The 10486-nt window shown below is 35.3% G+C and carries 8 protein-coding genes; 6 read left to right on the plus strand and 2 right to left on the minus strand.

Going from position 1 to position 10486, the window contains the following annotated elements:
* Positions 1–504: 504 nt before the first annotated feature.
* The 3 genes from RTP99_RS27630 to RTP99_RS27640 are packed head-to-tail and all read left to right on the plus strand — an operon-like array spanning position 505 to position 2714.
* A complete protein-coding gene (locus RTP99_RS27630) occupies positions 505–1038 on the plus strand; it encodes a sigma-70 family RNA polymerase sigma factor (protein ID WP_000344001.1) in 534 nt (177 codons plus the stop codon).
* 4 nt (positions 1039–1042) lie between these two features.
* Positions 1043–1450 (plus strand): PadR family transcriptional regulator, encoded by a 408-nt coding sequence (locus RTP99_RS27635; protein WP_000390176.1) that lies wholly within the window; start codon positions 1043–1045, stop codon positions 1448–1450.
* A gap of 7 nt (positions 1451–1457) precedes the next feature.
* Positions 1458–2714: an FtsW/RodA/SpoVE family cell cycle protein gene (locus RTP99_RS27640; protein WP_001034631.1), complete on the plus strand. Its 1257-nt coding sequence runs from the start codon at positions 1458–1460 to the stop codon at positions 2712–2714.
* A 102-nt stretch (positions 2715–2816) separates the two neighbouring features.
* Here the strand turns inward: RTP99_RS27640 and RTP99_RS27645 are convergent, their stop codons facing one another.
* Together RTP99_RS27645 and helD are read right to left on the minus strand one after the other, a co-directional pair.
* Positions 2817–3380, minus strand: coding sequence for a hypothetical protein (locus RTP99_RS27645; RefSeq protein WP_001017086.1), 564 nt, complete (start codon positions 3378–3380; stop codon positions 2817–2819).
* 88 nt (positions 3381–3468) lie between these two features.
* Positions 3469–5802 (minus strand): RNA polymerase recycling motor HelD, encoded by a 2334-nt coding sequence (gene helD / locus RTP99_RS27650; RefSeq protein ID WP_046646515.1) that lies wholly within the window; start codon positions 5800–5802, stop codon positions 3469–3471.
* A gap of 504 nt (positions 5803–6306) precedes the next feature.
* On the opposite strand from helD, the gene RTP99_RS27655 reads away from it, so the two are divergent.
* The 3 genes from RTP99_RS27655 to RTP99_RS27665 form a co-directional block, all read left to right on the plus strand.
* Positions 6307–7095: a hypothetical protein gene (locus tag RTP99_RS27655; RefSeq protein WP_000656649.1), complete on the plus strand. Its 789-nt coding sequence runs from the start codon at positions 6307–6309 to the stop codon at positions 7093–7095.
* 77 nt (positions 7096–7172) lie between these two features.
* Positions 7173–9881, plus strand: coding sequence for an ATP-binding protein (locus RTP99_RS27660; protein WP_001236576.1), 2709 nt, complete (start codon positions 7173–7175; stop codon positions 9879–9881).
* Between the two features lie 2 nt (positions 9882–9883).
* The coding region (locus RTP99_RS27665; RefSeq protein WP_312368275.1) for a hypothetical protein at positions 9884–10486 on the plus strand (603 nt) is incomplete at its 3' end.

A 10486-nucleotide genomic window follows, 5' to 3' on the forward strand; every position in this document is an offset into this window, starting at 1 on the left:
AATTCAATCCTTATTAGCTGCTTAAATATATGTCTAACTTTTCGGGTCCAGTTCAAAGCAGGGTGGTTCTCGCTTTTTTGTATACAGAAATTAGCCACGGACCGACGTATCTTCTACCGATGACAACGCCTACTACACTTGTATGAAGAATGTATCGGTTTTGATATTATCGATCCATCTTTGTATGGCCATGAAATATTAGATTTTTTAAGTGAGTGTTAGAAAGAAGGAGGACTCGATTAAATGGGTCCTCATTTTCATTTAGTGGTGAGGGGGAATTTTGACCATAGAAAACTAACACAAAATCCTTATTACAAACCTAAAAAGCGCCTTGGGAGAGAGGCGCTCTTTAGGTGAATGTATTGTAACGACTATTCGGTTTATTATATGTAAGTTGCTGAGGAAGTGTTTTATAAAAAACGTTATTACCCTCTGTATTTTTTGTGAATTTATAAAACTTTTCCATACAGTGCGTCGTCTAATATATGGGAAGGAGGAAATGATGTGGATGAATTAACGATAGAAGCGTTTGAAATAGAAGATAAGGAAGACCTTATCGACGAAATAATGAACAAGTATGGACAAGAAGTTCTGCAGCTTGTGTATTCATATGTAAATAATAAAGAGGTTGCGGAGGATTTAACGCAAGATATATTTGTGAAATGTTATAAATCTCTTCATACATATAAAGGGAATTCGAATGTGAAAACGTGGTTATGGAGAATTGCGATTAATCAATGTAAGGACTATATAAAAAGTTGGTATAACAAAAAGGTGATCGTGACAGAGGATGAATCTGCTTATATGGGGGTTCAAAATGATAGTGTCGAACAAACTGTTATGCAAAATGCGGAGGACCGTGAGCTCGCGTCTGCAGTAATGAATTTACCGATCAAATATCGAGAAGTCATTTATCTATTTTATTATGAAGAATTATCAATTAAAGAGATTGCGATTGTAATAGATGTGAAGGAAAATACGATAAAAACGAGGCTGAAAAAAGCGAAGGAGCTTTTGAAGAAAGGATTGGAGGAATAATCAAATGGAAGATCGATTAAAAGGCCTGCGAAAATCAATGGAGAATACAACGTTTAAACATTTGAGTTTTTCTGATCAACATCGAAAACGAGTGCGTGAAAAAATCAATCAATCGTCCGAAAAGGAAGAAGATATCCTTTTAGCAGTGTTGCAACTTCTTATGAATGAAAAAACAGGTTATGAATTGATGCAGTTACTGCGCGGGAGAGGGATTCAAAAATTCGAAGGAGATGAAGGGTCTCTATACACGTTATTACATCGTCTAGAACAGAATCGCTTTATCCAATCTAGCTGGGATCATGCAGGAGCGAAATATTATCAATTAAATGATAAAGGAAACAAGATGCTGCGGAAGGCAGAGAAAAATGCTGCGAAGGCACAATTTATATTAAAAGGATTTGTACAGGAGTGAGAAAAAATTGAACAAAAAAGGGGAGCGTTTTTTAAAAGAAGTTACGAACCATATTAAATCAAAAGAAGCGAAGGACTTAGTAGCAACTGAACTGAATTTTCACTTGAAACAGGCAAAGAATATGTGGATGGATAAAGGGTTAAGTGAGGAAGTTGCTGAAGATAAGGCTGTTGAGCAAATGGGGAGTCCGATTAAACTTGGCCGGGAACTGAACAAACTACATAAGCCAAAGGTGGATTGGTTTTTAATTGGTTTATTAGTGATTGCGATGGGATTAGGGTTCTTGCCGGTTATAGCTTTTGGACATACAAATGATTTACTACTGAATAAGGTGATTTTTGTTATTCTCGGTGTTGCAACAGTTGTAGTGATGATGCTGATTGATTACCGAAAATTAGAAAGACTCGGATGGCTGTTTTATACAATTGGGGTACTGATCTTGTTAATGATAAAATGTTTTCCAACTGGTTACGTGATTGGGGAAGCAATAATAAAAATTGGCCCTATCAAAATTGACTGTTTAATGACGATACCATTCTTTTTTCTAGCTTGGGCTTCTTTTTTCAATAATAGTAGGTTGAAGTTTATACATCTTCTCATGTTGTACGTATTTTCTTTATATCTATTTTCAGCTACATCAATTCTTTTACCAATTTTCATCTATATTACGATGGTATTCGTTATGCTTTGGGGGAGTAAGCTAGGAAAGAAAACGGCATGGCTCATTACAATATTACCAGTTTTACCCTTTATTATTAGGGATCTATTTTCCTGGTCTGCTGTAAAAGAATACCGGATAGCTAGAATTTTAGGATTTATAAACTCGGAGCATGATCTATGGTATTTACGTTTGAAAGAGGCGATGTCTTCAGCAGGTTGGTTTGGTACATATGGAAATATAAAGGCTATCCCTGCTGCCCATACTGATTTTGTATTCGCGAGTTTGACTTACTATTATGGATATGTGCTTGCGCTAGTTCTTGTCTTGATTCTGTCTCTTTTTGCAGTAAGAATAATGAACATAGCTTATAAAATCAATGATGGCTATGGTAAATTGCTTCTCGTTGGTGGAGTGACTCTTTTCACAATCCATTTCATTTGTAACGTTGGCATGATTCTTGGGATATTACCACGTTTTTCTATATCGTTACCTTTTATTAGCTATGGATTGATACCAACTCTGTTTCATGCATTTATAATGGGAATTGTGTTGAGTGTATATCGACGTAAAGATATGTCGTTTAGAATGAGAAAGACACCTTGATACTTATTATAAGTTGCATATAAAGGTATTTATTATTATGATCAAGTACAAACGTAAATAGATAGCAAAAGGGGGGTATGATAAATAACCCTCTTTTCGTGTTTAAATAAGTGCACTTGCTTTTATAGAAGTACATAATTCAGAACGAGAAATTGATTCAGCTAGCTGCTGTAAATAAGCATATTCTGTCGCATCTTTTTCAGAAGTGTTAGGATCTAGTAAAGGTGAAGAAAGAAGTACGTCAATCGTAAGTATGTCTGCATCATGAAAAATGATGTTATAGCCTGCAAATACAGGGCGTTTTAAGTCTTTTACTTTTTGAATCATCTGATGGAATTTCGTAACACTTATATTGATTTGTGCGAATGGAAAGCATTTTTGGGTAGGATTCTCGATGGTCTTTCTAATTTTGTAATCGTATACATAGTAGTACTTTTCTTGCTGCTTGAGTGTTTGCAACTCTTTCGTTAATAAGTGGTATTTGTCTGTAAGTTCAGTTGTAAGTGCATCGTGTTCTTCGCCAACTAATAATGTGAAAGGTCTTGGTGAGGAGATTGAAATGGTGCGGACGTTTAGGTCAGTAAAAGTGTGTTTAGATTTTAAAATGGTATGTAATTTTTCGGTAGGAAACTCACCGTCATAAATAGCAATAAAATAATGGTTCATCTTTTCGCTCCTTAACTTTTTTATAAACTGACATATTCTACTTTAAAGGTGTAAGTCCTGCATAAAAAAGAAAACACCTTGATTGTTATCAAGGTGTTGTAATAAGCTCAAAACTCTCCGAATCAGCCTCAAGTATAAAAGGACTAACCTCGCCAACGCTATAAAGTTGCAATTCATGCATCGCGCGTGTACAAGCAGTGTAGAACAATCTACGAACGCTCTCATCACTGTACACATCTTTAGAAGCATCGTAAATAATAACAGCGTCAAATTCAATACCCTTGGCTAAATAAGCAGGGATCACGACGATGCCTTGCTCATACTCGGCTGAGTTACTCTTCACGAGTTTAATATTCTCGATATGATTAAGCGCTTCGTAAGCAGCTACACTTTCGGCGGCAGATTTACATATAATTGCGATCGTATTGTGCTGCTCTTTTTGTAGTGCAGCAACTTTGGCAGTAATATGTTTGTGCAGTTCGCTATCATTTGATACTTTCGTCACTGTAGGTTTCTCACCGTCACGTTCAAAGGCGTGAATGTTCTTTCCTTCTGGTACGAGAGCACGTGTGAATTCAATAATCGGTTTTGTTGAGCGATAGCTACGAGTTAAGTTAATGCCGTTCGTTTCGTCTGGTCCGTATAAATTCGTAAGTGTATCGAAATTCACCGTTTCACTCGCATGGGCAAATATTGCTTGGTTAAAGTCTCCGAGTACTGTCATTCTTGCGGCAGGGAAGAGACGTTTTAAAAACTCGAACTGAAACGGCGAATAATCTTGCGCTTCGTCTACGAGTACGTGTTTAATCGATCTGTTCGTTTGGAAGCCTTCAATTAACTCTTTTAAAAGTAAAAATGGAGTCGCATCCTCGTAATATAGTTTTCCTTCATCGAGCATGTTCACCGTTAAAGAACAAATGTCATCCCATTCTTTCGGTTTTTCTCCAGTCCCCCATGATGCATCTGTGAAAAGTTGTTTATATATGCCCGTGAAATTGATAAAGCGTAATGTTTGAACGCCTTTACGCAGTGGCTTCAATTTTTTACGGACAATCATACGTCCAAGTACTCTCGTTTCTTTTTCAAAATCTTGAAAGGAGTTGTCGTCAAACTCACCTTTTTTTTGTAAATATTTATAAGCCTTTTGATATTCATCTTTACTAAGTAATTCAATTTCCTCTTCTACCCAAGGCTTTTTCAGTTCTGTTTTTTCAATTTCATCTATTTGTTTATTTAGCCAATCCGTTAACTTTTCAATTCGATTATGGAAGCGGAGGGAGGAATCGGTATTGTAAAACTGCTCTGTAATTTCTTTAGCAGAAACAATTAACTTTCCTCTAAATTTCATTCCCCTAAATAGCATGCCTGAAGATTCAAGAGATTCTCTGTACGTTCTAATCATTTCGAAAAATTGAATAGATGCCTTAAATCGGATGCTCGCATTTCTCGTTTTATAGGTAGGGCTATTCGTTTCAGTTAGCATATATTCTAATTGCTCATAAGGATCTTCAACATCAAATGACTTGCTTAGTCTATGGTTTAAATATTCTTGGAATGTCACTTGCTGCATATTTTCTTCGCCGAGTTCAGGTAGTACGTTAGATACGTAGCTATTGAACATAGAGTTAGGGGAGAAGAGAATAATTTGATCCGCTTTGAGCCATTCGCGATATTTATATAGTAAGTAGGCGATTCGTTGCAGCGCAGCAGACGTTTTACCGCTACCAGCAGCTCCTTGCACGATAAGAAGTCGGCCTTCATCGTGACGAATAATTTCATTTTGCTCGCGCTGAATTGTAGCAACGATACTTTGCATATGTTTGTTCGTACCTTTTCCGAGCGCTTGTTGCAAGATCTCATCACCAATTGTAAGGCTCGTATCGAACATAGAATCAATCTCGCCATTTTGAATAATGTATTGTAATTTTTTCTCCACATTACCGTGAATTACGCCTCCTGGTGTACTGTATTCAGCCGGTCCTGGTGGATAATCATAGTACACACTCGAAATAGGTGCGCGCCAGTCATATATAAGAAAGTTTTCTCCGCTTGCATCAGTAAGCGTGGCTACACCGATATAAATTTTCTCCGCAGCAGGTTCTCCTTCTTCTTTAAAATCAATTCTTCCGAAATAAGGTGCTTTATGCATGCGTCTTAATGCGGCAAGTCGATTAAAGGTGTGCTTATGAGTAATTTGTGTGACAGCTAGTGACTGAGCTTGTTGCCTTAAGTTGATAACTGTTTCCAGATAATCATCAAAAGTATCAGTGTTCACTTTCACATCATCCCAAAAGTGTTTACGAATATTGATTACTTCTGCCCGGCGTCTGCCAGTTTCGTTTTCCAGTTTATCAATTTGCTCCGTAATTGTTTCAATTACGGTATCCAATCGTTTTTGCTCTAAATCAAGTTTTTTGTTCATACGGTAAGCACTCCTTTAAAAGTGAAAAATAGAGGTTGACTGAAGATGTGTTTTGGTGTAAAATTAAGATACGGATAAATACGTTCTTTGTATTTTGTAAAATGTGTTTCTGTACTAATTTAACATAGTTTTTTAATTTAATCAATGAATAATGAGACAAGACTCTAATTTCCTGTATAGTTTGAGGAGGTTAGGGTCTTTTTGTTTTTTAGTTGTTGCTTGCTGTATTCAGCATTAACTGCACGTACAGGCCTAATTGGTGTGGTTAATAATGAGAGGGGGGACAAAACTCATCTGATTAAAGGATCACTTTATTGTATGTTCGAGTACTTAGTTATATTTTTGCAAATAAAATTTTTTATTCTTTATATATAGAAAAAGAGTTTTATTATTAAAAATATAAAAAAATAGCTTATTAAAATTAAATTCCTATTATATACTAAAATATGTATAGAAATGTAATATTTATTTTATGCAAGGCTTGCCTTGGGAGGAGAGAGAGAAGTGAAAGAATGTCCAATATGTTTAGATGGGGTGGAATATCCTAAAAATGTTGGGGAATGTCCGAAGTGTAAAAACTTTTTAAGGATGAAAAAGAAATCAGCGAATACTACGGTAAATGATGATTTTGCGGATGTATTTGATAATACTTTCTATGAAGAAAAGAAGCCCACCCCCCCTAATAAAACAACTGATCCATTTGAATCTACATATACGGAGCAGCAAACAAGTGCAGCGAGAGAAACAATAAAAGTAAGTAAGGCTAAAAGGAATGGATCAATAAAAGGGCAGGTAAGTAATTTTCAAGAGGATGTAATACCAGGTAAAATGCTTGGAAGATGGTTTGATGCATGTATAAAAGGAATTCCATTTATGAAGGATGGATACATGAATACATTCCAAGTGTATGATCAAGATGGAGAAGGGCATGAAGTAGTTGTATATGGAAAAATTGTAAGAGGGAAAATTGGAGATCATAATTTAGTTCAAGTGTTTGGAAAGCGCGATCGTCATGGGACAGTAGTAGCTAAGCATATTGAAAATTTAAATAGCAACACGACAGTTTCAGTCAATAGTGGTATGTCAGCAAATAGTGTAAGATTTTTGACGGCAATTATTATATTCTTATTATTCTCTATTATTAATTTTGTTATTTCTTTTGACTGGATTGGGCTTGTTAATTTAGTGGTATCTGTCATTTTAACTTTCTTATCAAATATATTTGTTGCCATATTACCGTTAATCATCGTTCTTTTTGGAATTTGGATAATGATTAAAAAGGTTTTTCGTTAAATAGATTATGAAAATGAGCACTCAAAAGTATGAGTGCTTTTTTATGCAGTCTTTAGTTTATTAATGGGGGGATTTCTTTGCGCTTACATAACATAGATACAGTAGAAATAAGAGAAAAAGATCATTTATTGAGAAAGTCTTATTTGGATAAATCGAATTTAAGTCCGGATTTGAATATGGAACCATTGGGACAACTTAGTTTCGTTAAAATAAAAGGTCTTGCAAATTTTTGGGAGGGAAAGGACGAAAAGGAATTTGACTTTGATGCCATTATGAGTGATGTGCTTAGTGGTTTTTCATCTTTACAGTCAACGTTTACATTTTTACTGATTGGTAGTCCAAAAGAAATAGGTGTTTATGTTGGAACGGATCAATTCAATCAGTCCATTTTATCTTCTTCATTGCATGCGTCATATCCGTATGCCAAATTGCAAGAAGTGGAAATGGATGAGATGTCACGGAAGTTACGTTCAATCGGGAATAACGGAGGAATTATTACAGGTATCCCGACTAATAAAACTTTTGGAGAAAGTAAGAGTCAACAAATTGAACGTTTATGTACCGGGATGTATGGGGGTTCTTGGGCGTATATTGTGGTTGCGAAATCGATGAGTCCTTTTCAAGTGACATTAGCGCATGAAAGGGTATTGAATGAAATTGATAACGTAAGTAAGTTTATTAAAGTATCAGAATCAGGTGGGAGTTTAGGTAAAGAATCTTGGGAAGTAACGAACTTAACCATTCAAAAGTACGTGGACAATCTTAATTCATTAGAAGAGAGCATAGATAGTGGAAGAACGATGGGAATGTGGAGAGTTGCTGGATACTATTTAGCGGATCAATTCGTAAATGCAACAAAGCTAAGAAACTTAATTACTTCTGTTTATAATGGTGAACAATCTAAACCGGAGAAAATAAGAGCTTTACCAGTAGATAACATTTTATACTATGCGTCTAATTTTCAATTTCCAGCGAATGAATTACCACGCCAGAAGGCTATGAAGCATCCGATAGGAGTATGGGATTTGCATGGTGAAGGGATTACGAAGGAAGTTCATTGCTATAAGTATTTGTATCAAACGATTTTGCCGACTGGAGAGCTTTCAACTTTATGCCAAATCCCACGGAAAGAAATGCCGGGTTTTTATATTGATCAGTATGTGGAGTTTGATGTTGCGAACCGTCGTTCAATCCATGATGAAAGTAATAGTTTTACAGTAGGAAAGATCATTAATGGCAATGAAGAAATAAAGTCGTATGAAAAATTAGAGCCAAGTAATCTCATCTATGATATGGATTTAATGGATTTAAGCAGACATGGTTTAATTGTAGGAATTACGGGTGGAGGTAAGTCTAATACTTCTAAAGGACTGCTTCGTAATTTATGGAATAAACACCGTATTCCTTTCATGGTAATCGAATCAGCTAAACGGGAATATTGGGAAATGTACAATATGGAAGGTTTTGAAGATGTTTTAGTCTTTACCTTGGGAGCGGAGGATGAAAATTCTGTTCCGTATCGAATTAACCCATTTGAAAAAATAGAAGGCGTTCCATTACAGACTCATATTGATTATGTGCTATCAACTTTTAAGGCGAGCTTTGAGCTTTATGCACCAATGCCGCATGTTTTAGAAACTAGCATTTATCAAATATATGAAGATCGAGGCTGGGACATATTAAGTAATAAAAATAAATACGGTGCAAATGTTTTTCCAACCTTAGATGACTTATATTACAAAGTTGATGTTGTTGTTGATAATTTAGGATATGATCAACGCTTAAAATCAGATATTACGGCAGCACTTAAGGCAAGGATACACTCATTACGTGTTGGTGGCAAAGGTGCCATGTTAAATACAGATAAGTCTATTCCAATTGCGGATTTATTGTCTCGACCTGTCATTTTGGAACTAGAAGATATAGGCGATGACGATGTAAAAGCATTTATGATGGGAATTATTTTAGTTCAACTTTATGAATATAGAAGGACGAAACTTACTAGAAATAAAGGATTTGAACATCTGATTTTAATTGAAGAAGCACATAGATTGTTAGCTAATGTATCAGGTGGCGGGGAAGGGAATGTTCGTGCGAAATCAGTAGAGTTTTTTACAAATTTATTAGCCGAAATTCGTAGTTATGGACAAGGTTTTTTAATTGCGGATCAAGTTCCAACGAAACTAGCTCCGGATACATTAAAAAATACTAATTTAAAAATTGTTCATAGAATTGTTATGCAGGAAGATCGTGAGTTAATTGGACAATCTATGAATATGACACAAGAACAAATTGAATACATTAGTTCTTTAAGAAGAGGATTTGCTGCTGTTTATGCAGAAGGAGATATGCGGCCAAAACTCGTACAAATGCCTTATGTAAAGGAAGATTTTGATTATTCAAGAAGAACTGTTATTCAAAATGTGAAAGATGCAGTGAAAAACGAATTTCATCATTATGATAGAAAATATGATTTTGGTCCTGCTTGCGCCTTTTGTATGGATAAGTGTAACCGTCGTGAAGAGATGGGAAAAATAAAGGGATTTATTGTAAAGCAAAATTGGTTACGCGACATGTTAGAGGACGCTAAAAATGCAGAGTTTAAACCAGATTGGTTTGAAGGATTGTTTGAAATGTTGGAAAATAACGGAATGAGTTCACTCCGAAATTATCATACGAGATTATGTACTTTAAATGTCTTTTTAGATAACAGAGATTTAGAAGAAAGCTATAAACGAGAAGCTGTAATAAATTATATGAAACATAATCTATTAAAGGATGAATGAATATGACAAATTTTGACGGCAAAGATCATATTGATAAAGTAAAAGAAACAGAAAAAATTGAAGAAAATAAAGAAAAAAGTATAGAAAAGGAAGAGAAAAAGAAACAAGCTTATAATTTCGATAAATATAATGAGCAATTTGAGGAACGTAAGCAAGAAGAAATGGAAGTTGTGCATGATGAGGGTGATCAAAGGATTAATTTCGATAAATATCAAAAGCAATTAAATAAAGACATAGCGGAGCAGCAAAATGAACAAGCGGAAATTAATCCTGATGTAGATTCTGCAGAAGTTATGGAAGCCCAAAAGGTTGAAAGGGAAAATATTGAAGCTGAAAAGGTTGAAAAAGAAAATATTGAAGCCAAAAAGCGGCTTGAGAATATAGAAGAAAATGCGGAAGAAATAAAAAAAGCAAAAAAAACTTTGGAAGAAACAGATGGGGAAAAACGAATTGATCCAGCAGAAGAAAATGGAGAAAAGAACCGCGAGCAAGTAGAAGAAACGCCGAAGGAAGAAGAAACAGGTGAAGGTAAGAAACTAGATCAGTTGGAAGAACCAACAGAAGAAGTGGGAGAAACAACTCCAGAACAAGTAGAAGAACCGCCG

It is taken from the genome of Bacillus sp. (in: firmicutes) (assembly GCF_031983925.1).
GTDB classification, from domain to species: Bacteria; Bacillota; Bacilli; order Bacillales; family Bacillaceae_G; genus Bacillus_A; species Bacillus_A pacificus.